This is a genomic window from Shewanella sp. FJAT-52076 (assembly GCF_019457455.1).
Classification (GTDB): Bacteria; Pseudomonadota; Gammaproteobacteria; order Enterobacterales; family Shewanellaceae; genus Shewanella; species Shewanella zhangzhouensis.
In genome coordinates this window covers 3549268-3573433 of sequence record NZ_CP080415.1, presented here as the reverse complement: position 1 = coordinate 3573433, position 24166 = coordinate 3549268, and the positions used below count along the sequence as shown (strand labels likewise).

Genomic DNA, 24166 nt, shown 5'->3' with positions numbered 1-24166 from the left:
AGAACGCAAAATGCGACATTAGCTCAGTTGGTAGAGCGATACCTTGCCAAGGTATAGGTCATCGGTTCGAACCCGATATGTCGCTCCAAATTCTCAGGCGTTTCGGCCTTAAAACGAAAATGCGACATTAGCTCAGTTGCAGTAAGAAAGGGCGATACCTCGATTACAGCTATCTGACAGAGAACGCAAAATGCGACATTAGCTCAGTTGGTAGAGCGATACCTTGCCAAGGTATAGGTCATCGGTTCGAACCCGATATGTCGCTCCAAATTCTGACTTCGCCAGTCATAAAACAGCGAATGCGACATTAGCTCAGTTGGTAGAGCGATACCTTGCCAAGGTATAGGTCATCGGTTCGAACCCGATATGTCGCTCCAAATTTTGACTTCGCCAGTCATAAAACAGCGAATGCGACATTAGCTCAGTTGGTAGAGCGATACCTTGCCAAGGTATAGGTCATCGGTTCGAACCCGATATGTCGCTCCAAATTTTGACTTCGCCAGTCATAAAACAGCGAATGCGACATTAGCTCAGTTGGTAGAGCGATACCTTGCCAAGGTATAGGTCATCGGTTCGAACCCGATATGTCGCTCCAATTTCCTTCCTTATACTCCCTCAATAAATATGTAATTCAAATGCAGGATTATTCCCGGCGTTTTGGATGGGCATTTTGTCTCTTTGCTGTGAGCGCAGGCACAGAGTGCCTTAATAGAGTGATCTTCTGCAAAGAACCATCAAAAGCCCGCAGATGCGGAATTTCGCATTTACTGAATTATGATGCAATTCAAATAATCCATAGATAAATGCTTCCATAATGACTCCAGACAGAATTGAAATTGGCCTTAACAGGGTCATTGAAGATGGAGGCAGTCCTATGCGTATTCAACAATTGCGTGAGCTTCTGGAGTACCTGGCAACATGCCGGCTGGAAATGGCTCAACTTTACAAAAGGCTGCATGCCCAAGCTGACTCTTCCAGGGTGAAATTGATGCTTGAGTACTTTCAGCAGCAACAAAAGCACATTGCAAAAAAACTGGAAGACTATGTTGACGATGCACCATCAAGACTTCTGGATACTTGGTATAAAGACCTTATTTTTGAAGATTTTATCAAGCGCTGCCAGAGCACTATGTTACCAGCCAATATGCAGGAAGACGATGTGCTGAGTCTGCACCTGGATTTGGAAAACCGCCTGATTGCATTGCTGGAAAAAACCGCTGAAACATCGCAAACCGAAGAAATTCGCAGTGCCTTGGCCGATTTGGTCAGAGTAGAAAAGATTCAGCAGCAGAGACTCGTCCACAGTACCATCCGGATGGACGATATCTAGCCACAAACAATGAAAAAAACCGGCCTCAGTGGCCGGTTTTTTTATGGGTAAAGCCAGAAGGGTCAATCACTTTGCATGATTTACGTCAAAGTTTTCTTCACCGCCATGCTGTTATCGTGTGAAGCGGTCTGTCTCTAGGTTTTATCGTTGTCTTTATCCTGCACAGGCAGAGTAATGGCCTTGTATAGCCCAAGCGCCACCAGGAGCACGCACAACAGCAGCAGTGCCTGGATCAGGATGTTGGAAGACAAAGGTAAGCTGATCAAGAGTACTGAAAGCACCAGGATCAACAAGGTGAGCAGCATCGTCCTTGTGCCAGTCATACTTGTACTCCAAAAAGTGACTAAAACCCGCAAGGGTGTTCACTGTATAAGTGTATAAAGTCATCCGCCGGGCCGCCAGTAGACACCGTTATTTGATTGCATCCGATGTGAAATGGAGTTGAAGGTATGAGTGATTCTTGCCTGTCCTTGCCTCAAACACTGTATACGGCCGCCCAGGTGAAGGCTGCTGAAATCAATGCAGTCAATTCGGGGGCTTGCAGCCTGTACGAACTGGTCGAGCAGGCCGGCAGCGCCGCCATGGAGATTTTGGAGTCGTCAGAGCACTGCAATTTGGCCACCGTGGTTTTGGTGGGCAAGGGTAACAATGGTGCCGATGCGCTGGTGGTCGCCAGATTGCTGCTGACCAGGGGCAATCGCGCCCGGGTGCTGCTGCTTGGACAAGGCAAAACCCAGGAATATGCCGCCGCCATGGCCGCTTTTGTCGAGGTTGGTGGCATCACAGAAGCTTTTACTGAATCAGCCCTTGAAGGTGCTGAAGTCATCATTGATGGGGTATTGGGTACCGGAAGCAGCGGCGAACTCAGTGAAGACTTGCAGCAGTGTTTCAACGCGGTGAACTCTTCACCAGCCTGGGTGCTGAGCCTGGATATGCCTTCCGGTGTGAATGCCGATACCGGCAATGTGAGCCCGGTTGCGATTCAAGCCGATGTCACCCTGTGTTTTGGCGGGCTAAAGCAGGGGCTTTTTACTTCCAGAGCACGGCATTTTGCCGGGCTTATTCGCTATGCATCGCTGGGGCTTACTGATTTTCTCGCCAAGTTCCCGGCAGAGGCTCAGCGGGTTGATGCAGGGTATCTGAAGGACCTGCTCGGACGTCGTCCCCGTGACAGCCACAAGGGGAAATCCGGCAAGGTTACCATCATGGGTGGCAACTATGGCATGGCAGGTGCGGTCAGGCTGGCCGGGGAGGCCTGTCTTCGTGCCGGTGCGGGACTGGTGACGGTTATCAGCCGACCGGAACATCAACTGACAGTGAATGCCAACCGGCCAGAGCTGATGTTCTGGGGCTGTGAACTGGTGGACATGGAGGTGTATCTGCGTTTGGGCTGGGCGGATGTACTGGTACTTGGACCCGGCCTTGGCAAGGATGACTGGGGTTATAACCTGTATAAGGCGGTCGGCTTATCGGATAAACCCTGCGTGCTCGATGCCGATGCACTGAACCTGTTATCGAAAGAGCCCTGCAGGCAGATCAATCGTGTTTTGACGCCCCATCCCGGCGAGGCTGCAAGGCTGCTTGGGGTGTCCACTGCCGAGATAGAAGTCGACAGATTTGCCGCCGTCAGGCAATTGCAGGAGAGGTTCGGAGGCGTCGTTTTGCTTAAAGGGGCAGGTACGCTTATCTATGACGGCGATACCCTGGTGGTGGCTCCCGTTGGCAATCCGGGCCTTGCCAGTGGTGGGTGCGGAGATGTTTTATCTGGTATAATCGCCGCCCTTATGGCTCAGGGGCTCGATACCATGACGGCAACCATTGCCGGTGTTGTGATCCACGGTGAAGCGGCGGACCTCGCAGCACTTGCCGGAGAGCGGGGCATGCTTGCCAGTGACCTGATGCCTTTTATTCGCCAATTGGTCAATAGTGATTTAATCTAGGCAACATTGATATAGCCAGTGCCAGCAAAGGGTGTTGGCGCTGTTGCTGACTATTCAAGAGCCGAGATGACAGACGTTAAGATTTTTCTCGAGACTGACGAGCAAACCATTGCCATCGGTCAAAAACTCGCAAAACATATCCATCCCCCGTTAACGCTTTACCTCACCGGTGAATTGGGTGCGGGTAAAACGACGCTCAGCCGCGGCATTATTCAGGCTCTGGGGCACCAGGGCGCAGTGAAAAGCCCAACTTATACCCTGGTGGAACCTTACGAGCTTGCGAATGTCGAAGTTTATCATTTTGACCTTTATCGTCTCGCTGACCCCGAAGAGCTGGAGTTTATGGGGATCAGAGATTATTTTTCCGACAAAAGCCTTTGTATAGTAGAGTGGCCTGACAGGGGATTCGGTTTATTGCCTGAAGCCGATTTGCACCTGCATTTGGTATATGCGGGCACTGGACGAGAGCTCAGTATCCAGGCTGGTACTGCAGCCGGAAGAGCAGTGATAGAAAATCTCAGCGAATGAATAGAATAATAAGCAGACTTTTTTTCGTTTTAACCCTGCTGTTTTCCGTTGGCGCCTTAGCTGCGAATCAGCTGGACGGTGTCAGGATATGGGCTGCACCGGAATCGACCCGGGTAGTGTTTGATCTCACTGCCAAACCCAGTTACACCCATTCTACTCTGGTGGGCCCGGACCGACTGGTGTTGGACCTGAGTGATACCCAGTCCAGGGTGGCGTTCGACAAAATCGCCAACAATTCCAAGTTGGTGAAACGGGTACGCCTGAGCAAACCTCCGGCTAAAGGTATTCTGCGACTGGTTATCGACCTTAACCGGCCGGTGAATGCCAATCTATTTTCGTTACCGCCAACGGCTCCCTACGGCAACCGTCTTGTGGTAGACCTTGAAGAAAAAGCAAGCGAAAGCAAAGCGATAGTAGCGCCGCCTTCGTCTCTGCGTGACATTATCGTTGCCATCGATGCCGGACACGGCGGGGATGACCCGGGGTCAATTGGCCCATCAGGTCTGTATGAGAAAAAAATCGCCTTTGAAATTGCCAAACGGGTGCAGGCCAAGATAGATGCCACCCCGGGGATGAAAGCGGTATTGACCCGTACCGGTGACTACTACATTCATCCGAACAAGCGCTCGGAGCTGGCACGAAAACACCGCGCCGATCTGCTGGTGTCTATTCACGCCGACGCTTTCACCTCGCCCAATCCTCGCGGTGCGTCAGTGTGGGTGCTGTCTATGCGCCGTGCCAACAGTGAAATTGGTCGCTGGCTTGAGCAAAAAGAAAAACACTCAGAGCTTTTGGGTGGTGCCGGCGAAATTATTCAGAATGCCGATAACGAGCAGTATCTGGCCATGACCTTGCTTGATATGTCCATGGACAGATCCATGGCAATCAGCCACAGCATCGCCGGTGATGTGCTCAAAGAGCTGGGCAAGGTGACAGACCTGCATAAGAACCTGCCTGAATCAGCCAGTTTGGCAGCACTGAAGTCTCCAGACATTCCTTCTATCCTGGTGGAAACCGGCTTTATCTCCAATCCCAAGGAGGAGAGCCTGCTCAAGAGCAGTTCACACCAGGAGCGCCTGGCCAAGGCGATCCACACGGGGGTGCTGAGGTATTTTGAGACCAATCCTCCCAGTGACTCGCTTATTGCCAGCCGTGCCAACAGCCAGCACAAGGTCAGTCGCGGCGAGTCTTTATCCGTGATTGCGGCCCAATATGGCATTTCTGTCACCAGTCTCAAACAGGCGAATAACCTTAAGTCCGACACCCTGCGTGTGGGCCAGAAGCTGGTGATCCCCAAAGGATAAACAAGGAATACCCCATGGCAATTCAGGTATTGCCACCTCAGTTGGCAAACCAGATTGCGGCTGGCGAGGTGGTAGAGCGCCCAGCCTCGGTGATTAAAGAGCTGGTGGAAAACAGTTTGGATGCGGGTGCCACCCGGATTGATATTGATATCGATAAGGGCGGCAGCAAGCTTATCCGTATTCGCGACAATGGTGGCGGTATTCCGAAGGCGGAGTTGGCGTTGGCACTGGCGCGCCATGCGACATCCAAGGTGCAAACCCTCGAAGATCTCGAAGCGATTCTGAGTTTTGGCTTTCGCGGTGAGGCGTTGGCGAGTATCAGTTCAGTGTCACGACTGACCCTGACATCGCGTACCGCCGAGCAATCTGAGGCCTGGCAGGCCTATGCAGAGGGCTCAGAGGTGGCTATCCGGGTGATGCCTGCGGCGCACCCTGTAGGCACCACCATTGAGGTGGCCGATCTCTTCTTTAACACCCCGGCCAGGCGGCGATTTCTCAAGAGTGATAAAACCGAATTCACCCATATTGATGAATGGCTTAAGCGCATCGCTCTGATACGTTCTGATGTGCATTTCTCCCTGAGCCACAATGGTAAGCCTGTGCGTCAGTACCGCGGCGCGGCGACTGATGCTCAGTACCTGCAGCGACTTGCTCAGGTGGCGGGCAGGGCTTTTGCCGACAGCGCCATTAAGGTCGACTGTCAGCACGATGGTATGCAGCTGAGCGGTTATTTGCAGTCACCTGCGCTGTCTGAACTGGTGGATTGTCATTACTTTTATGTGAATGGCCGCCTCATCCGCGACCGATTGGTCAATCATGCGGTGCGCCAGGCCTTTGGTGAACTGGGTACCTTCGAACAACCTGCGTTCGTGCTGAGTTTGACGCTGGATCCCCATCAGGTCGATGTGAACGTGCACCCGGCAAAACATGAGGTGCGTTTTCACCAAGCCCGATATGTGCATGATTTTATTTTGCAGGTGCTGCAGTCGGCATTAAGCCAGATGCAGGACTTGCCCCTGGCTGAGGAGCTGCCAGGGGCTCAGGCGGCCCCCGCGTCCCCGGCGTCGGTTAGAGAACAAACGGCAGGATACGCACCACATACCTTTGACAGTGGCTCTGGGCATGAAGCTGCAAATGTCCACAGTCGTTTGCCGGATACTCAACTCGGCCACCGCCAATCCGACATGGCTACATCTCGGCAGCCTAGTGGCATTGATGCTGGCCTTATTCAAGGTTCATCGTCCCATGGCGTGCCACAATCCGGATACGGGCGGCCGGGAAACACTGCCGGGGTTGAAACTACAGACCGCCATGGGAGTGGCTATTCGGGCGCAGGGCAGGGACAGCGTTATGTCCGCGACCAATTATCCGGGCAACAGCGTCAGGCAGCCCAGTATTATGCCGAGCTGCTGCACACTCCTGAGGTGGCAAGCCCCAGCGGCGGTGCTCAGGCTGTTCTCCCCATGCCGCCCTTGCTTGCGGGCCGCTACTGGGTGTTGGCACAGGATGAGCGTCTTCGTTTGTTGTCCATCGTAGATGCGGCCAAAGCGCTTGTCGTGCAGGAACTATTATCCAAGCTGCCAACGGGGTTGGTGGGGCAGCCGCTGCTGATGCCGGTGGCCGTTTCCGCCGATGGGGATTGGACCATGATATTGGCCGAACGGGAGTCGCTGCTTCGGCGTCTTGGTCTTGAACTGACAATTCGCTATCAGCAGTTGATAATCAAAAAAGTGCCCCCATATCTGAGGGACAGTCAGCTGGCCAAGCTTATCCCTGAGTTTCTGGAATGGATAAAGTTAGAGGTGCCGGCCGACGAAGCCCTGTGTCACTGGTTGGCTCAGCAGGTGACAGGTTTTGATGCGGCCCCCAAGGTGTGGCAGCGTATTCAGTCCCTTGAAGCGACTGTTCGTAATAAGATTTTAGAGAGTGCCAGTGATTTGCCCTGGCAGACATGGCTGGATGAACACAAACACTGACACGACTTCCCTGCCCAGGGTGCTGTTTTTAATGGGGCCTACAGCCTCAGGCAAGACAGCGCTGGCGCTGGATATGGCTGAACATCACAACTGTGAGATTATTTCGGTCGACTCGGCGCTGATTTATCGTGGCATGGATATAGGGACCGCCAAACCCACAGCCCAGGAGCTGGCGAGGGCGCCCCACAAGCTGATAGATATCCTTGACCCGCTCGAAAGTTACTCGGCGGCAGACTTTAGGGCCGATGCTGTCAGAGAAATAGAAGAGACGCTATCCCGTGGTAAAACCCCGCTGCTTGTTGGCGGGACCATGATGTATTTCAAGACCTTGCTCGATGGTTTATCACCGTTGCCCAGTGCAGATGACGCCGTTAGGGCTCAAATTGCTGCCGAGGTTGAGGCGCGGGGATGGCAGGCGCTCCATGATGAATTGCGGCAGATAGATCCCGTGTCCGCTGAGCGTATTCATCCCAATGATCCCCAGCGTCTATCGCGGGCCATTGAGGTATACCGAATAAGTGGCAAGACACTGACAGAGCTGACTAAAATTAAAGCTGAGTCTTTGCCTTATCAAATGGTGCAGTTTGCCATTGCACCGCTAGACAGAGCCGTGCTGCACGGTCTTATCGCAAAGCGATTTCAGCAGATGCTCGCCGAAGGCTTTATCGGTGAAGTGGAAACCCTTAAAGCTCGCGGGGATCTGCACCTTGAACTGCCCTCGATGCGCTGCGTAGGTTACCGGCAGGCATGGCAGTATCTGGATGGTGAATTTGACCATGCTACCATGGTCGAAAAAGCTGTGGCCGCCACTAGGCAATTGGCAAAGCGTCAATTAACATGGTTGCGGGGATGGCCTGAGTTACACTGGTTGGCCAGCGGCGACGAAGGGAATTTAGACAAACTTGTGCAGCAATCCCGGTAGTGAATCTGCTTTTGCTGTATACTACTCAATTCAAACAGAAAACGTTTGCATTGGACTTTTATAATTTAAAAAGGAAATAACAAATGGCTAAGGGGCAATCTTTACAAGACCCATTTTTGAACGCACTGCGCCGTGAGCGTGTTCCCGTTTCTATTTATTTGGTTAACGGCATCAAGCTTCAGGGACAGGTTGAGTCTTTCGACCAGTTCGTGATCCTGCTGAAAAACACTGTAAGCCAGATGGTTTACAAGCACGCCATTTCTACCGTTGTTCCATCCCGTCCATTCAACGTGGGCAGTCATCAGGGTGGCAGCAACTACAATGCCCAACAAGACGACAGTGCCGGCGAGCAGTAATTACGGACGTCTATTTTTGAGAGGTTTGCTTCTTGTTTGATCGTTATGAGGCGGGAGAAACAGCGGTTCTTGTCCATATCGATTTTACCGACGAAGGCAGTCGGGAAGATCTCGCCGAATTGCAGTTATTGGTGGAATCGGCGGGTGCACGCTCCGTTGGTGTAATTACAGGAAGCCGTCGCGCGCCTGACCGCAAGTTTTTTGTCGGTACAGGCAAGGCTGAAGAGCTGGCTGCCATGGTGGCCGCGACCGATGCAAATGTAGTGATCTTTAACCATGCCCTGAGTCCGGCTCAGGAGCGAAATCTGGAGCATCTTTGTCGTTGTCGGGTGCTCGACAGGACAACCCTGATCCTGGATATTTTCGCGCAACGTGCCCGGACCCACGAAGGTAAGTTGCAGGTGGAGCTAGCGCAATTGCGCCACATGTCAACGCGCCTCGTGCGGGGCTGGACTCACCTTGAGCGCCAGAAGGGCGGCATTGGTCTGCGTGGCCCGGGTGAAACTCAGTTGGAAACCGACCGCCGCTTGCTGCGGGGACGGATCAAAAACATTAACCGCCGTCTGGAGAAGGTAGACAAACAGCGGGAGCAAAGCCGCAGGGCAAGGCAACGCAGCGACATGGCAGCGGTTTCTCTGGTTGGTTATACCAACGCAGGAAAGTCCACCCTGTTCAATACGTTGACCAGCGCTGAGGTGTATGCCGCCGATCAGCTGTTTGCGACTCTGGATCCCACGCTGCGAAAACTCGAGTTGCCTGACGGTGCCGCGATTCTCGCAGACACAGTAGGATTCATCCGCCACCTTCCACATGACCTGGTTGCCGCCTTCAAGGCCACACTGCAAGAGACCCGCGAGGCGGATCTTTTGTTACATGTTATTGATTGTGCTGATGAAAAGATGCGCGACAATATAGAGCAAGTGCAGGCGGTACTGAAGGAAATTGAAGCCGATGAGATACCTCAACTCATCGTGTGCAACAAGATTGACCTGGTTGAAGGCGTTAAACCCGCCATCGATCGGGATGATACCGGAAAGCCTTTCCGGGTCTGGTTGTCTGCCCAGCAAAACCAAGGCTTGGATTTGCTCAGGCAGGCGGTTCAGGAGTTGGTTGGCAATGTCATTGCCGAGTTAACCCTGAAAATCCCGGCAACCGCCGGGCATTATCTTGGCCAGTTTTATCGACTGGATGCGATACAGCAGAAAGAGTATGACGATCTGGGGAACTGTATCTTGTCTGTTCGTTTGCCTGATGCCGATTGGCGCAGGCTTGCTAAACAGAGTCAAGGTGAGTTGGAAACCTTTATTGTCGATACAGCGACTGATAGGGTAGTTTGTTAACTATTAATATCATCCACTTATGGAGTATTAAATGGCTTGGAACGAGCCCGGTAACAAGGGGCAGGACCCTTGGGGAAACAAAGGCGGCAACGATAAAGGGCCGCCGGATCTGGACGAAGTCTTTCGCAATATTTCCAAACGTTTTGGCGGCAAGGGCAATGGCCTGGGCTTTGGTGGCCTTGGGTTAATTCTCGCGCTTGGTGCTGCTGTATGGTTTCTCTCCGGTTTTTACACCATCAAAACCGCAGAGCGCGGTGTACATCTGCGCTTTGGTGAGTACATAGGTGAAGTTGGCCCCGGTCTGCGCTGGAAAGCCACTTTTATCGATGAAGTGTATCCGGTCGATGTGGAAGCCCGTCGCACTATTCCTGCTTCAGGCAGCATTCTCACTTCCGATGAGAACGTGGTGCTGGTCGAGCTGGCTGTGCAGTACAAGGTGACTGACGCATACCAGTACATGTTCAGTGCCGTGGATGCCAATTCCTCTTTGCGTGAAGCCACCGACAGCGCCCTGCGCTATGTGGTTGGCCACTCTAAGATGGATGACATTCTCACCACTGGCCGTGACAAAATCCGTACCGATACCTGGGCCGAGCTTGAGCGCATTATTGAGTCATACAAGCTGGGTCTGACCATCATGGACGTGAACTTCCTGCCGGCCCGTCCGCCGGAAGAAGTGAAAGACGCCTTCGATGATGCCATTGCCGCACAGGAAGATGAGCAGCGCTTTATCCGTGAAGCCGAAGCTTATCAGCGTGAAGTTGAGCCCCGTGCCCGTGGTCAGGAACAGCGTATTGCCGAAGATGCCCGCGCCTACAAAGAGCAGGTGGTTCAGCAGGCACAGGGTGCGGTTGCGCGCTTTGAAAAGCTGCTGCCCGAATACAAGGCGGCGCCTGAAGTGACTCGCCAGCGTATGTACATCGAGGCGATGGAAGAAGTGCTGTCAGGCAACAACAAGGTGCTTATCGATGCCAAGAACAACGGTAACCTTCTGTATCTGCCTTTGGATAAGATGATCACGCCTTCTGCAGTCGTACCCACGTCAGAGGACAGTGGCATCACGTCAACCACGCATCTGGATACCGGCGCCTTACAGCGCAGTACCGGACTGCCGGTAAGCGGCCGTCCTTCCCGTGAAGATCGTGTTCGCCAGGGGAGGGAGTAAGTTATGAGTCGTTTAATATTGATTATCCTGGTGGTGGTGATTGCTGTGATGAGCTCGTCTCTCATGGTGGTCAACGAGGGTGAACGTGCCATCGTGTCGCGCTTCAACGCCATCGTAAAAGAGAACGTTGACGGCACCGAGCGTACCAAGGTGTTCGAACCTGGTCTGCACTTCAAGATGCCCTTTATCGATACAGTGCGTAACCTCGATGCCCGGGTGCAAACCCTGGATGGGGCTGCAGACCGTTTCGTGACTTCCGAGAAGAAAGACCTGATGGTGGATTCTTACGTGAAGTGGCGCATCCAGGACTTCGAAAAGTACTACCTGTCTACCAACGGTGGTATCAAGTCCAACGCTGAGGCGCTGCTGCAACGCAAAGTAAACAGCGACCTGCGTACCGAGTTCGGTCAGCGCACCATTAAGGAAATTGTGTCTGGCGTACGTGCCGGCGAAGCCATCGACAAGGAAAACTCCGGTCGTGACGAGCTGCAACGCAACGCGCTGGAAAATGTCCGCAAGAGCGCCGAAGACCTGGGGATTGAAGTGGTCGACGTACGGGTGAAGCAGATTAATCTGCCAACCAACGTGAGTTCTTCCATCTTCCAACGTATGCGTGCTGAGCGTCAGGCTGTGGCCAAAGAACATCGCGCCAAGGGTCGTGAAGAAGCCGAAAAGATTCGTGCAACTGCTGACGCCAACGTGGTGGTTCGCCTCTCCAACGCCCAGCGTAATGCCCAGGTGATCCGCGGTGATGGTGATGCGGTAGCGGCCAAGATTTATGCCGACGCATACAAGAAGGATCCTGAGTTCTATGCCTTCCTGAGAAGTCTCGATGCCTACAAGGCAAGCTTCTCCGGCAGTGGCAACATGATGGTGCTGGAACCGGACAGTGAATTCTTCCGCTATATGAAAGAATCCAAACCAAAATAATCATCATCAGTGCCAAAAAAGCCCAACTCTGATAGTTGGGCTTTTTTTATAAATTTTGCTTTGTGAAAGCCAAGGTTAATTGGCCAATAGCTGCAATTTTGTTCGGATAAACTTCCTGTTCAGCGAGGCATTATGTTTCAGTAAGCCCGGTTCAAATCAAAAAAACATTATCTCCCCAACTTAGTTGTGTCTTTTGACTATGATCCGCCTCCACTTTTTGGCTATAATGAGCCCCGCCTCAAACTTTGATTTTGCTTCGGGATGGCCTATCTCAAAGCAACTTCTTGAAAAACAAAAAATTCCAACCCCCGCTGGGAGATATGTGGATGAGCAATGCGCCAGTCGATTCCGGACGTCGCAGATTCCTGACAGCCGCAACCGCTGTAGTTGGCGGTGCTGGTGCCGTCGCTGTAGCGGTTCCTTTTATCAAGTCATGGAATCCGAGCGCCAAGGCGAAAGCTGCAGGTGCGCCGGTAGAAGTTAATATCAGCAAGCTGGAACCAGGCCAGTTGATCCGTGTAGAGTGGCGCGGCAAGCCCGTTTGGGTTGTACGCCGCACCGAGGAAGTGCTTAAGCAGCTTCCCGAGCTCGATGGTCAACTGCGTGATCCTGCGTCTGATGAACTACAGCAACCCGTGTATGCCCAAAACGGCGTACGTTCTATCAAGCCAGAGTACTTTATCGCTGTTGGTATCTGTACTCACCTGGGCTGTTCTCCTACCTATCTGCCAGATTCATTTGGCGAGCAGGTTGAAGGCGTGAGCTCTGGCTTCTTCTGTCCTTGCCACGGCTCCAAGTTTGACATGGCCGGCCGCGTATTCCAGGGTGTTCCAGCACCACTGAACCTGGTGATCCCTCCACATCAGTATCTTGACGATGCGAATGTGATCATCGGTGTCGACGGGGAGACTGCATAATGGTTAAGAACATTATCGATTGGATCGATGCCCGTATCCCAATGACGGCGACCTATAATCGCCATGTTGGTCAGTACGCGACCCCAAAAAACTTTAACTTCTGGTACTTCTTCGGTTCGCTGGCACTGCTCGTGCTGGTAAACCAGATCCTCACTGGTATCTGGCTGACCATGAACTACGTACCTACAGCAGAAGGCGCCTTCGCCTCCATCGAATACATCATGCGTGATGTGGAATATGGCTGGCTGCTGCGTTATATGCACTCCACTGGGGCTTCCGCCTTCTTCGTGGTGGTTTATCTGCACATGTTCCGTGGTCTTATCTACGGTTCATACCAGAAGCCACGTGAACTGCTGTGGCTGTTCGGTATGCTGATCTTCCTCGTGCTGATGGCCGAAGCCTTCATGGGCTATCTGCTGCCATGGGGCCAGATGTCATACTGGGGTGCGCAGGTAATTATCTCTCTGTTCGGTGCCATCCCTGTTATTGGTGATGACCTGACTCTGTGGATCCGTGGTGACTATGTGGTATCAGGCGCGACCCTGAACCGCTTCTTCGCCCTGCACGTGATTGCACTGCCGCTGGTGCTGGTTGTTCTGGTGTTCCTGCACCTGATTGCCCTGCACGAAGTGGGTTCAAACAACCCTGACGGTATCGAAATCAAGAAGAACAAGGACGAAAACGGCTGGCCCGTTGACGGTATTCCTTTCCACCCTTACTACACCGTGAAAGACATCATGGGTGTGGCAGGCTTCCTGATTGTGTTCTGCTACGTGTTGTTCTTCATGCCAGAAGGTGGTGGTTACTTCCTCGAGAAGCCTAACTTCGAAGCCGCTAACCCAATGAAGACCCCTGAGCACATTGCACCTGTATGGTACTTCACTCCCTTCTACGCAATCCTGCGTGCGGTTCCGCACAAGCTGGGTGGTGTGATCATGATGGGTCTGTCCATTGCCGTACTCTTCCTGCTGCCATGGCTGGATCGTTGTAAAGTGAAGTCAGTTCGCTATCGCAGCATGACTCACAAGCTGAACATTGCTCAGTTCTCTGTGTCTTTCATCGTACTGGGTTACCTCGGTGCCGTGCCTGCTTCACCAGCACTGACCATTGCTGCTCAAGTGTTCACCATCACCTATTTTGGCTTCTTCGTAGCCCTGTGGGTGTACAGCAAGAATGAGAAGACCAAGCCAGTTCCAGCGAGGTTGACTAAATAATGAAAAAGTTACTCATTGCTTTGGTTGCTCTGGTGCCTACTCTTGGCTTCGCCGCTGGCGGCCACAACGTGCACCTGGAAAAGGCCAATATCGATCTGAACGATAAAGAGTCTCTGGTACGTGGTCTGGACTTGTTCCAGCACTACTGCTCTGGCTGTCACAGCACTCAGTATCAGCGCTATGAGCGTGTTGCCAACGATCTGGGCGTATCTATCGACGATATGCGCACCAAGTTCGTGTTCACCGGTGCCAAAGTTGGTGAACTGATGGAAAACGCCATTCCTGAGAAAGAAGCTGCCAAGTGGTTCGGTGCTGCGCCACCGGATCTGACGCTGGCCGCCCGTGTACGTGGTGAAGACTGGGTTTACTCTTACCTCAAGGGTTTCTACAAAGACCCAAGCCGTCCATTCGGCGTGAACAACACTGTGTTCCCTTCTGTGGGTATGCCTCACGTGTTGGAAGGTTTGCAGGGTATCGCGGTTAAGCAGGCAGACGGCAGTCTGGTTGCCACCGGCGGTAAGTTGAGTGCTGAAGAGTACGATCAGGTGGCCCGTGACATCACAGGTTTCCTGGTTTACTCCGCAGAACCCATCAAGCTGGAGCGTCAGGCTCTGGGTGTTTGGGTGCTCGCCTTCCTGTTTATCTTCTTTGTTGTGGCCTACTTCCTGAAGAAAGAATACTGGAAGGATGTACACTGATAGCCAATAACGGGTAAAATACTCTATCCGCGTATTGAAACGGGGGGCGTCAGCCCCTCGTTTATTTTATTTGTTTCGATTCTGGAGGGTATCAATGGCTCTTGCTGCCAACAAACGCTCTATCATGACTCTGTTTTCTGGCGCCGACGATCTCTACAGCCATCAGGTGCGTATTGTACTGGCTGAAAAAGGCGTCACCGTTGATGTTTTACAGGTCGATCCCAACGACATGCCAGAGGATTTGCTCGAGCTGAATCCTTATAACTCTGTGCCGACGCTGGTGGATCGCGAGCTGGTGTTGTACGAGTCACGCATCATCATGGAATACCTGGATGAGCGTTTCCCACACCCACCGCTGATGCCGGTTTATCCGGTCTCCCGTGGCCAAAGCCGTTTGATGATGCACCGTATCGATACCGACTGGTACGTGCTGGTTGATCGCATCAAGAAAGGTGACCGTGCCGATGCCGCCCGTAAAGAGCTGCGTGAAGGCCTGATTGCCATTTCACCTCTGTTTGGTGAGATGCCTTACTTTATGAGTGAAGAATTCGGCCTGGCCGATTGCTACCTCGGCCCCTTGCTGTGGCGTTTGCCTGCGCTGGGTATTCATCTGGACACAGGCGTGGCCAAGGATATCAAGGCTTACATGACCCGCATCTTCGATCGCGAATCATTCAAGGCGTCACTGACCGAAGCCGAGCGCGAAATGCGCATGGGTATGTAATGAAACCTTTGACTCCAAGCCGTCCCTATTTGCTGCGGGCGTACTATGACTGGTTAATGGACAACCAGCTTACGCCCCATGTGGTAGTAGACGCCTATGTCAAAGGCACTCAGGTGCCCCAGCAGTATGTGCGCGACGGCCAGATTGTGCTGAACATTGCCGAGTCGGCAGTGGGGCACTTGCAACTGGGCAATGATGCTGTCGAGTTTAATGCGCGTTTTGGCGGTGTGCCCCACCAGGTGGTACTACCCATGGCCTCAATTGTGGCTATTTATGCCCGTGAAAACGGAGCAGGTACCGTATTTGATGCCGAAGATGCTTATCTGCTCGATGAAGGTGAAGACGAGCTGCTGTCTGTGGTTGAGTCAGAGCCTGAAGAGGCCTTGACTACAGAAGAGCCCGATGGGCCGGATGACCCTGGCCCCAAGCGCCGTGGCCATTTAACCGTGGTCAAATAATACAAAAACCAGCCATCGGCTGGTTTTTTCGTTCTGGCATACCAATCATTTAACTGCCTGCCATGGCGGCACGGTTCCAGATTGGGCGGTTGCCACCTGCACGCAGTTACGGCCGTTGCGTTTGGCCTCATAGAGCGCATTATCTGCCATGGTCATCAGCGTGATAAGTGATACCGGCGGTGTTGCCATGCACACGCCGATGGAAACCGTTAAATGAACGGCTCCAAAGCCCAGATCTGGATGTGCTGTGGCAATGGTTTTTCGCAGGCTTTCGGCACGGGCAAGATGCTCAAGTGGCGAGGCGCAAAACTGCACCAGAGCAAACTCTTCACCGCCAATCCGTCCGGCAAAGTCTTCCCCCTGAATGTACGCGGTTAGCAGGCTCGCCAAAAATTGCAGTGCGGTGTCGCCAGTCTGGTGCCCTGTGGTGTCATTAATCTGCTTGAAATGGTCAACATCGATAATCAGCAGGCAAAAGGGGCGACTGTCTTTAATGGTGCGCTCCAGTCTTAGCATAAACGCCCGTCTGTTCGGCAGCCCAGTCAAGGAGTCAGTATCTGCAAGATATTGCAGTTCCTGTTCATTTTGTGCGGCGTAGTATTCACTTATCAGGATAACTACCAATACTGTGGTTGCGCATGAACCCACCATCATAATTCTGAGCAGTGTGATAATAAATGTCGGCACTTCGGCAATGCTGGGGTGAGCTTGCCAGCCATACACTTCAAAATAACCAAACAACAGAATGTTACTTAAAAATAGCAGCAAGGTGGTCGGCCACTGTTTGGCGTCCAGATAGGATGCAGGTAACACTGCAAACATCAAAAAATAGTAATGAAGTCCAAGTGTCACCCCTTGGGCGAGCATCAGTGCGCTGAACGCATCCAGCATCACCAATACAAACAGGGTCAGTGTAGCCTCGTGTCTTTGCCCCTTGTGGTTGAACCAAAGTACCAGCGGCAACAAGAGTAAAAATGGCAGTTGTGCCAGGCCTGAATAAATCAATCCCGGATTGCCAAGCAGTAAAAAGGCAAGGTTAAACACCAGTATGGTGATGACGGCAATCAACACACTGATATTTGTTTGAATGAGCCGGCGTTCCTGTGTTTTTCCGTGGCAATGCTCTATACCCGTCTTGGCGTAGCCGAGTAGTTGTTTCCCCAAAAAAGCCATAAAACTTACTGACGAAGGTTTGATAGTCATCCGCTAAGCATAGACATAGTTCCGGGCATTGGATGATCCGCAGGCTGCTCTGTGCTAGGATTCGCGGCCTATTCTGTTTGGACTCCAACACGCGGACGAATAAAAGCATGTTGCTCATGATAGACAACTACGACTCTTTTACCTTTAACCTGGTGCAGTATTTTCAGCAGCTCGGGGAAGAGGTGGTTGTCCGTCGCCATGACGATATCACGCTTGCAGAAATTGCCGCGCTGGCACCTGACTATCTGGTGATTTCGCCCGGTCCCTGTACCCCGGATGATGCGGGTATTTCCCTCGACGCCATCACCCACTTTGCCGGTAAGTTGCCTATTCTGGGTGTGTGCCTGGGGCATCAGGCGATGGCTCAGGTATTTGGCGCCAAAGTGATCCGAGCCGGGCGGGTTATGCATGGCAAAACCAGCGACATCAGCCATAACAATCAGCGTCTGTTTCGTGGTCTCAATAACCCGCTGAGGGTCACCCGTTATCATTCGCTATTGGTGGAGTCTGTGCCGGAAGGCTTTGTGATGGATGCCTGGTATGACGATCCTGTCCATGGCCGTGAAATCATGGCCATCAGCCATAACTCGTTGCGGCTTTATGGGGTGCAGTTCCATCCCGAATCCATCCTTACTGAGCAAGGGCTCGAATTGCTTGGCAATTTTCTTCAAATCCCAGCCTGACGGCGTCTCTTGATTTTCTGTTACAAGTTTTCTGTTTTACCTTTTGTGACGGCGTCGGTGTGCCCGGCGTAAATATGGTATAACTGGCGCCATTCCAAAAAGGCCCCCGGCCGTAAAACTAATAGGAAGGACAATGAACCCGGTTTACCGTCACTTTGCCGTCAGTGCGTTGGCACTGGCTATCCTGTCCGGCTGCGCTGCAACCGAAAATGCCGTATCCACCCCTGTAGCTGCCAATCAGACGCCAGTGTCGCAAGCAGAACTGGTAACCCCACCTGTTGCTGCCCAGCCATTGACCATGAAGCAGATAATGGCCAACCCTGACTGGATGGGGATATTTGCCCGCAACCCTTACTGGAGCGATGACGCCAGCAGCGTGCTGTTTGAGCGCCAGCCAAGTGCATCCGCGCTCAAGTCCTACTATGTTCAGGCGCTGGATGGTGAAGCCCGCGAGTTGTCTTTGGGCGAGTTACATCAAGTCTCCCAGCGCAGTGGCGTGCTGGATAAGGCCAAAAAGCGCAAGGCATACATCTATCAGGGCAACCTCTTCGTTAAAGACCTGTCCACCGGTGAAGTCGCACAGATGACCCGTACCAACACTGCAGTTGACGGCGTGCGTTTCCTAGATAATGGCGACCTGGCCTTTTGGCAGGGGAATGCGGTATTCCGTTTGCATGCCAACGGCATGGTCGAGCAGCTGGCCGATATTCGTATGAGCCAGGCACCCAAGGGCGTTAAGGCCCCCGAGGCCTATCTGGCTAAAGAGCAGGCAAAACTCATCCAGTATGTGGCCGCCCAACACGACAAAGCCAAAGCCCGTGAAGACTATAAAAAGGCGCTGGCGGATGCGGATACCACCATGACGGCTGAGCCCTGGTATTTGGGAGAGAGTGAAGTGGTCGTCGAGCTGTCTCTGTCAGCAGATGGTCGCTATGTGCTGGTCAGCCTTCAGGACAAGAGCTATCAGGGGCGCAGCGAGCACGACATCATGCCCAACTATCTGGGTAAGGAAGGCTATGTGGACGCAGTACCAGCCCGTGCACGGGTAGCGGAAGACAATCCACCGGGTCAGCGTTTGGTATTGATTGACCTGAAAGACAAGCAGAAACACGACATCAGCATCGAAGGTCTGCAGGGCTTTGATGAGGATGTGCTTGCCGCGGTGAAGGCTGACAATGCCAAAGCCCGGGGCGAAACTTATCAAAGCGAGAAAGCGCCCCGCAAAGTACAACTGATGCAGGATTGGGGCTGGAGCCAGAGTGCCATCCAGTGGAGTGATGATGGCAAGCTGCTGGTCATGCTTGAGGCGGTGGACAATAAAGACCGCTGGATAGCATCGGTCAACCTGGACTCCGGCAAACTCACTACTGAGCATCGTCTCCATGATGACGCCTGGGTGAACTACGACTACAACCAGTTTGGTTGGCTCGAAGATGGGCGCTTCTTCTTCGTGTCTGAAGAGACCGGCTATTCCCAGCTGTACATCAAGGCACCGGGCAAAGCTGCAAGTGCACTCACATCGGGCAAATTCGTGGTCAGTGATGTCACCTTAAGCCCCGATGGTAAGCATCTCTATTACAAGGCCAATAAAGATCATCCCGGCGTTTACAATGTGTACCGCGTCGCTCTGGCCGATGGCAAAGACGAGCAATTGACCCATTGGGAAGGCACACTGGATTATAGCCTGAGCCCGGATGGCAAACGCTTGCTGCTGACCGCCTCCAGCCGTATTCAGCCTGAAGAGCTCTATGTGCAGGAGATTGGTGGCGAACTCAAGCGCTTGACCCATTACACCTCAGAGGCCTTTGCCAATTACGCCTGGCAAGCGCCCAATGTGGTGGCCGTGCCGTCCAATCATGGTGCCGGGGTAGTCTATGCCAGGGTGTATCTGCCAGAAGGTTACGATGCTGCCAAGGCCGAAAAGTATCCGGCGGTGATTTTTAACCATGGTGCCGGATATCTGCAAAACGCGCATTTCGGTTTCTCCGGCTATTTCCGTGAGTTTATGTTCCACAACCTGTTGGCCCAGCAAGGCTATGTGGTGATGGACATGGACTACCGGGGCTCCAAAGGTTATGGCCGTGACTGGCGTACTGCCATCTACCGTCAGATGGGACACCCTGAGGTGCAAGACCTCAAAGACGGCGTGGCCTGGATGGTGAAAAATGCCCATGTAGACAGCAAACGTGTGGGTACTTACGGCGGCTCCTATGGTGGCTTCCTCACCTTTATGGCGCTGTTCCGCGAGCCGGAACTCTTCCAGGCCGGGGCGGCGCTGCGTCCGGTAACCGACTGGGCACACTATAATGCGCCTTATACCTCCAACATCCTGAATACGCCGGATGTGGACCCCATTGCCTTTGAACGCAGCTCACCCATCTATCATGCCGAGGGACTGAACAAGCCGCTGCTTATCATGAGCGGTGTGCTGGATGACAACGTGTTCTTCCAGGACAGTGTACGCCTGGTGCAGCGTTTGATTGAGCTTGAAAAGCCCATGTTTGAAACCGCCATCTATCCGGTGGAGCCCCATGGTTTCCGTGAGCCGTCCAGTTGGCTCGATGAATACCGACGCATTTATAAGCTGTTTGAAGCCGAGCTTAAGTAACCGGCCAAACGGTCGTTAAACTCAGGGCCTGCGGGCCCTGTTTTTTTATTGAAAATTGGTCGCCTGTCAGTAAGTTGGCAAAATATCAGTCTCTCTCCTTGGCCGATTTATGCTAAAAATGACAGGTGAAATCGGCTTTACACACCAGCGGGAGTCTACAGAGGTGGCAATTGGCGCAACGGGCGGAGTTAAGCCCGGCAGTATTCTGGCATTGGAGCGGCGTTTATACCGGCAGTTGATTGTCGGTAAGCAAAAAATGCCCAGAATACAGGATGAATTGGATCGGGAACTCGAATCCGTGGCCTTCAAGCTGGATATCGAGCGTGCCGCTGTCTTTGAGCGCATTGAGCGGCAGCAAAAGGCCCGTGAAGTGTTCGAAGCCGTATCCAAACAGCTGACCGATACCATCATGGATGAAATAAAGCTGACACTCGGCGATATGGACAGGTTGCTGCAGCGTTCTACCCTGACCGAGACCCAGCTGGCGCTGTTTGAACAACTCTGCAAAGACAACCCGGAGCTTGGCCGCATTCGGCTTCTGATGAGCGGTATCGGCTGGTTATCCCGTGATTTGACCAATGTGGTCAACAGCACCGCCTTTCGTCAGCGTCATCCCCAGCGCGCCGATATCAGGGTGACCGATATCAAGCTGGTACTCAACTTTATCGGGGTGGAAAACCTGCGCCAGTTGGTGCCTTATTACAGCATGCGCAACTGGTTGCCCTCGGGCCATTCCTGTTTGCTGTGGCCCAACCGTAAGCTATGGCAATATGCGCTGGCCTGCGCCACTGCCGCCAAAGCCCTGGCCAAACTGCACGAATCCAATGAAACCCTGGCATTTATCAGCGCCTTCCTCGAACAGTTTGGTATTACCATGGTGCTGGGGACTGCGTCGGCCATCTATGAAAAAAATTGGGGAAATTGGCTCAGGGAGGCCAGTGCCAGCCGTGATAAGGAACTCTACGATGCGGTCATGGCCACCGAGTTTCCCGCAGAAAAGGTTCTGGAAGAAGTGCTGGCTCATTCCAGCAAACTTGCCTGGGAAATTCCCGCCCGGTTGAACTTTGCCGACCATGCCCTGACGTTGAACCTCAAGGCGTTGGATGAATCTCTCACGGTCACCGATATGCCCATGGATGCCCAAATTCTGGCCAAGGCCACGTGTTTCGTCAGGGTGATGACGCTGGAAGAGAGCAACCTGCTCGAACCCCAGGAGGCCCGGGAAATGTACCGTTACTATGGCCTCAGTGAGCAGGAAATACTTCGTTTGAAGGCGCAAAATTATCGCAGAATGGAACTCTTCTGAAGCGCGTTACCCGGGGCGTTAACCGAACATCCGGCAAAGCAGTACAAGCAGGAGCTCAGTATGGCCAGTTGGCAGGCAAAGGTGCTTAACAGTGTGCTTTCTTACATCGCCAAACCCGGAATGCACGCCAGAGGCACACGTTTGTCACTGGCCGATATCCGCGGTCGTCTGCTGGCGCTGGACAGCCGCTATCTGAGCTGGCCCAAAGGGCTTATCAGTGACAATCTGCCGCTCTCCCACAGCACCTTAATCCATAATCACCTGGAATCCGTTGCGGCACAAAGCCCCCGGCTCGCCATCTTTTATGTGCGTGGAGGGGGATTTTGCTTTAAAACCCCCAATGCCCATGGCCGCTTCATCGCAGACCTGTGTCGTGAGCTGGATGCCGATGCCTATGTCCCTGATTATCGGCTGGCACCAGAGCACCCGTTTCCAGCGCCCCTGGATGATGTGCTGGAAGGGTATCAGCAGTTTCTGTCGCTTTGGTCAGGCCCCTTTGTGGTGATGGGTGACAGTGCCGGTGGCAATCTCGCCATGGCCCTGTTGCTGCAAGCCAAAGACATGGGGCTCAGATTACCCGAATGTGCGGTGCTGCTGAGCCCCGCGCTGGATCTTGGGATCACAGGTGACAGTGAGCGGCTGCTCAGTGCAGACGATCCCTTCTTCAGCATCGATTCCCTGCTCAGGCTCAGGGGAGCCTATCTTCAGGGGGCTAACCCCATGGATGTCCGTGCAAGTCCATTGCACGGTGATGTGCGTGGCCTGCCGCCCATGCTGCTGCTTGCGGGCACACGGGAGCTCCTTTTGGAGGATTCACAGCGCCTTGCACAAAAGCTGCAGGAAGCGGGAACCCAAGTGGAACATCATTTTCTGGCGCACATGCCCCATGTGTTTCCGCTGTTTGAAATGCTGCCCGAAGCCAGGGAAGCGAGGGAACTCATCCTCGAATTTATCCGGCGTCGTCTGATGTGAATAATATATCTATTTATTCAATATTCTATGCATTGTCTGAAAATTTGCCGGTAAATAAGATTTTTTCTGACTAAATATGCCATTATCCCCCGCATATAGCGCTTTTCTAATTTCAATGTGCAAATCTTTATGCAGCTTAGGGCGCCGTTTTGCGGCAACTGATTGTGAAAAACTGGTATTTCGATCACAATTTCGCTAATAATGACATCCAGCCGACACAAGCACATGCTGCAATAAGCCTCAGCAAAAACGAAAACGCAGCGGCAAACCGGTGGCTTAGCAAGTCACTCAACGAACAAAGGATGAACAGGAATGACCGACAAGATGAATCTGACACGTGCCCAATTTGATGAAGTCATGGTGCCTAACTATGCGCCAGCTGCGGTGATCCCTGTCCGCGGTCAAGGTAGCCGTGTCTGGGATCAGCAAGGTACCGAGTATGTGGACTTTGCCGGTGGCATTGCGGTGAACTGTCTTGGTCATTGTCATCCAGCCCTCGTTGGCGCACTGAAGGAGCAGGGCGAGAAGCTGTGGCACCTGTCCAACACCATGACCAACGAGCCTGCGCTGGCGCTGGCCACCAAACTGGTTGAGGCGACCTTTGCCGATCGCGTGTATTTTGCCAACTCAGGCGCCGAGGCCAACGAAGCGGCCCTCAAGCTCGCCCGCCGCTATGCCATCGAAAAGTTCGGTGAACACAAGGTTGAAGTGATTGCCTTTGACAAGGCTTTCCACGGCCGTACTTTCTTTACCGTATCTGTGGGTGGCCAGGCCGCTTACTCAGACGGTTTCGGTCCCAAACCCGCTGCAATCACCCACCTGCCTTTCAATGACGTGGCTGCACTGGAAGCGGCTGTGTCCGACAACACCTGCGCCATCATGCTCGAGCCACTGCAGGGCGAGGGCGGTATCATCAACGGCGACCCTGAATTCCTGCGTGCCGTTCGTCGTTTGGCCGACAAGCACAATGCGCTGGTTATTTTCGATGAAGTGCAGACCGGCGTCGGCCGTACCGGCGACCTCTATGCCTATATGGGCACCGAAATCGTGCCGGATATCCTGACCACCGCCAAGGCGCTGGGTGGTGGTTTTCCCATCGCAGCCATGCTGACCACTGCCGAAATCGCCTCACACCTCAAGGTGGGCACCCATGGCTCCACCTACGGTGGTAACCCGCTGGCCTGTGCCATCGGTAACGCCGTGATGGACGTAGTAAACACCCCTGAAGTGCTTGACGGCGTGAAGCATCGTGAGCAGTTGTTCCGCGATGGCCTTGCCCAAATCAATGAAAAGTATCATGTATTCTCTGAAGTCCGTGGCAAGGGGCTGCTGCTTGGCGCCGTACTCAACGAGCAGTTTGCCGGTCGCAGCCGCGATTTCCTTAATGCCTCTGTTGCCGAGGGTCTGTTGACTCTGATGGCCGGTGCCAACGTAGTCCGCTTTACTCCATCTCTGGTAATTCCTGAGGCAGATATTGTCGAAGGTCTGGCCCGTTTCGAACGTGCCGTTGCCAAGGTAGCCGGCTGATAAACCGGGGGCGGCAGTGGCTGCCGCCCCTGAAGATCCAGCGACGTCCTGCTCCCAACCTCCGA

22 protein-coding genes and 5 tRNA genes are annotated in these 24166 nt (G+C 53.2%); 25 read left to right on the top strand and 2 right to left on the bottom strand.

Features of this window, described 5'->3' with window-relative positions; all coding sequences use genetic code 11:
• The first annotated feature begins 12 nt into the window (after window positions 1-12).
• The 6 genes from K0H79_RS15785 to K0H79_RS15760 all read left to right on the top strand — a co-directional run bounded on the left by K0H79_RS15785 (window position 13) and on the right by K0H79_RS15760 (window position 1330).
• A tRNA-Gly gene (locus K0H79_RS15785) sits at window positions 13-88 on the top strand.
• A gap of 104 nt (window positions 89-192) precedes the next feature.
• Window positions 193-268: transfer RNA gene (locus K0H79_RS15780), tRNA-Gly, on the top strand.
• 33 nt (window positions 269-301) lie between these two features.
• A tRNA-Gly gene (locus K0H79_RS15775) sits at window positions 302-377 on the top strand.
• Between the two features lie 33 nt (window positions 378-410).
• Window positions 411-486: transfer RNA gene (locus tag K0H79_RS15770), tRNA-Gly, on the top strand.
• A 33-nt stretch (window positions 487-519) separates the two neighbouring features.
• Window positions 520-595, top strand: a tRNA-Gly gene (locus tag K0H79_RS15765).
• A 279-nt stretch (window positions 596-874) separates the two neighbouring features.
• On the top strand, window positions 875-1330 hold the full coding sequence (locus K0H79_RS15760; protein ID WP_011761138.1) for a hypothetical protein: 456 nt from the start codon (window positions 875-877) through the stop codon (window positions 1328-1330).
• A gap of 134 nt (window positions 1331-1464) precedes the next feature.
• Here K0H79_RS15760 and K0H79_RS15755 read toward each other — a convergent pair whose 3' ends face one another.
• Window positions 1465-1653, bottom strand: a complete 189-nt coding sequence (locus tag K0H79_RS15755) for a hypothetical protein (RefSeq protein WP_157608355.1) — start codon at window positions 1651-1653, stop codon at window positions 1465-1467.
• Between the two features lie 126 nt (window positions 1654-1779).
• Here K0H79_RS15755 and K0H79_RS15750 point away from each other — a divergent pair, with 126 nt between their 5' ends.
• The 14 genes from K0H79_RS15750 (at window position 1780) to K0H79_RS15685 (ending at window position 15802) form a co-directional block, all read left to right on the top strand.
• Window positions 1780-3270 (top strand): NAD(P)H-hydrate dehydratase, encoded by a 1491-nt coding sequence (locus K0H79_RS15750; RefSeq protein ID WP_220076449.1) that lies wholly within the window; start codon window positions 1780-1782, stop codon window positions 3268-3270.
• A 66-nt stretch (window positions 3271-3336) separates the two neighbouring features.
• Window positions 3337-3798 (top strand): tRNA (adenosine(37)-N6)-threonylcarbamoyltransferase complex ATPase subunit type 1 TsaE, encoded by a 462-nt coding sequence (tsaE, locus tag K0H79_RS15745; RefSeq protein WP_220076448.1) that lies wholly within the window; start codon window positions 3337-3339, stop codon window positions 3796-3798.
• The gene (locus K0H79_RS15740; protein ID WP_220076447.1) at window positions 3795-5102 is read left to right on the top strand and encodes an N-acetylmuramoyl-L-alanine amidase; all 1308 of its coding nucleotides are present in this window, start codon (window positions 3795-3797) and stop codon (window positions 5100-5102) included. Before tsaE ends, K0H79_RS15740 begins: the two co-directional genes overlap by 4 nt.
• A gap of 14 nt (window positions 5103-5116) precedes the next feature.
• Entirely contained in the window at window positions 5117-7078 is a 1962-nt protein-coding gene (gene mutL / locus K0H79_RS15735; RefSeq protein WP_220076446.1) for a DNA mismatch repair endonuclease MutL, read from the top strand.
• Window positions 7062-8000 (top strand): tRNA (adenosine(37)-N6)-dimethylallyltransferase MiaA, encoded by a 939-nt coding sequence (miaA, locus tag K0H79_RS15730; protein ID WP_220076445.1) that lies wholly within the window; start codon window positions 7062-7064, stop codon window positions 7998-8000. Before mutL ends, miaA begins: the two co-directional genes overlap by 17 nt.
• 83 nt (window positions 8001-8083) lie before the next feature.
• Window positions 8084-8356, top strand: coding sequence for an RNA chaperone Hfq (gene hfq, locus K0H79_RS15725; RefSeq protein WP_203324937.1), 273 nt, complete (start codon window positions 8084-8086; stop codon window positions 8354-8356).
• A gap of 32 nt (window positions 8357-8388) precedes the next feature.
• Window positions 8389-9696 carry a ribosome rescue GTPase HflX gene (hflX, locus tag K0H79_RS15720; RefSeq protein WP_220065635.1) on the top strand — a complete coding sequence of 436 codons (1308 nt, stop codon included), beginning with the start codon at window positions 8389-8391 and terminating at the stop codon, window positions 9694-9696.
• A gap of 31 nt (window positions 9697-9727) precedes the next feature.
• Window positions 9728-10861 carry an FtsH protease activity modulator HflK gene (gene hflK, locus K0H79_RS15715; protein ID WP_220065634.1) on the top strand — a complete coding sequence of 378 codons (1134 nt, stop codon included), beginning with the start codon at window positions 9728-9730 and terminating at the stop codon, window positions 10859-10861.
• Between the two features lie 3 nt (window positions 10862-10864).
• Complete coding sequence (hflC, locus tag K0H79_RS15710) at window positions 10865-11791, top strand: protease modulator HflC (protein ID WP_220065633.1); 927 nt, start codon at window positions 10865-10867, stop codon at window positions 11789-11791.
• Between the two features lie 326 nt (window positions 11792-12117).
• Window positions 12118-12708: a ubiquinol-cytochrome c reductase iron-sulfur subunit gene (petA, locus tag K0H79_RS15705; RefSeq protein ID WP_011761128.1), complete on the top strand. Its 591-nt coding sequence runs from the start codon at window positions 12118-12120 to the stop codon at window positions 12706-12708.
• Window positions 12708-13922 (top strand): cytochrome bc complex cytochrome b subunit, encoded by a 1215-nt coding sequence (locus K0H79_RS15700; protein WP_220076444.1) that lies wholly within the window; start codon window positions 12708-12710, stop codon window positions 13920-13922. Before petA ends, K0H79_RS15700 begins: the two co-directional genes overlap by 1 nt.
• Window positions 13922-14620 (top strand): cytochrome c1, encoded by a 699-nt coding sequence (locus K0H79_RS15695; RefSeq protein WP_220076443.1) that lies wholly within the window; start codon window positions 13922-13924, stop codon window positions 14618-14620. The genes K0H79_RS15700 and K0H79_RS15695 overlap by 1 nt, the downstream gene beginning before the upstream one ends.
• A gap of 94 nt (window positions 14621-14714) precedes the next feature.
• A complete protein-coding gene (gene sspA, locus K0H79_RS15690; protein ID WP_011761125.1) occupies window positions 14715-15344 on the top strand; it encodes a stringent starvation protein SspA in 630 nt (209 codons plus the stop codon).
• Window positions 15344-15802, top strand: coding sequence for a ClpXP protease specificity-enhancing factor (locus K0H79_RS15685; RefSeq protein WP_220076442.1), 459 nt, complete (start codon window positions 15344-15346; stop codon window positions 15800-15802). The genes sspA and K0H79_RS15685 overlap by 1 nt, the downstream gene beginning before the upstream one ends.
• Before the next feature lie 45 nt (window positions 15803-15847).
• Here K0H79_RS15685 and K0H79_RS19360 read toward each other — a convergent pair whose 3' ends face one another.
• Complete coding sequence (locus K0H79_RS19360; RefSeq protein WP_220076441.1) at window positions 15848-17005, bottom strand: GGDEF domain-containing protein; 1158 nt, start codon at window positions 17003-17005, stop codon at window positions 15848-15850.
• Window positions 17006-17112: 107 nt separating this feature from the next.
• On the opposite strand from K0H79_RS19360, the gene K0H79_RS15675 reads away from it, so the two are divergent.
• The 5 genes from K0H79_RS15675 (at window position 17113) to K0H79_RS15655 (ending at window position 24101) form a co-directional block, all read left to right on the top strand.
• Window positions 17113-17688: an aminodeoxychorismate/anthranilate synthase component II gene (locus tag K0H79_RS15675; protein WP_220076440.1), complete on the top strand. Its 576-nt coding sequence runs from the start codon at window positions 17113-17115 to the stop codon at window positions 17686-17688.
• Window positions 17689-17821: 133 nt separating this feature from the next.
• Window positions 17822-20296 (top strand): prolyl oligopeptidase family serine peptidase, encoded by a 2475-nt coding sequence (locus K0H79_RS15670; RefSeq protein WP_220076439.1) that lies wholly within the window; start codon window positions 17822-17824, stop codon window positions 20294-20296.
• Window positions 20297-20459: 163 nt separating this feature from the next.
• Window positions 20460-21602 carry an HDOD domain-containing protein gene (locus K0H79_RS15665; RefSeq protein WP_220065628.1) on the top strand — a complete coding sequence of 381 codons (1143 nt, stop codon included), beginning with the start codon at window positions 20460-20462 and terminating at the stop codon, window positions 21600-21602.
• Window positions 21603-21662: 60 nt separating this feature from the next.
• Window positions 21663-22574, top strand: coding sequence for an alpha/beta hydrolase (locus tag K0H79_RS15660; RefSeq protein WP_220076438.1), 912 nt, complete (start codon window positions 21663-21665; stop codon window positions 22572-22574).
• A gap of 312 nt (window positions 22575-22886) precedes the next feature.
• Complete coding sequence (locus tag K0H79_RS15655; RefSeq protein ID WP_220076437.1) at window positions 22887-24101, top strand: aspartate aminotransferase family protein; 1215 nt, start codon at window positions 22887-22889, stop codon at window positions 24099-24101.
• Window positions 24102-24166 lie beyond the last annotated feature (65 nt).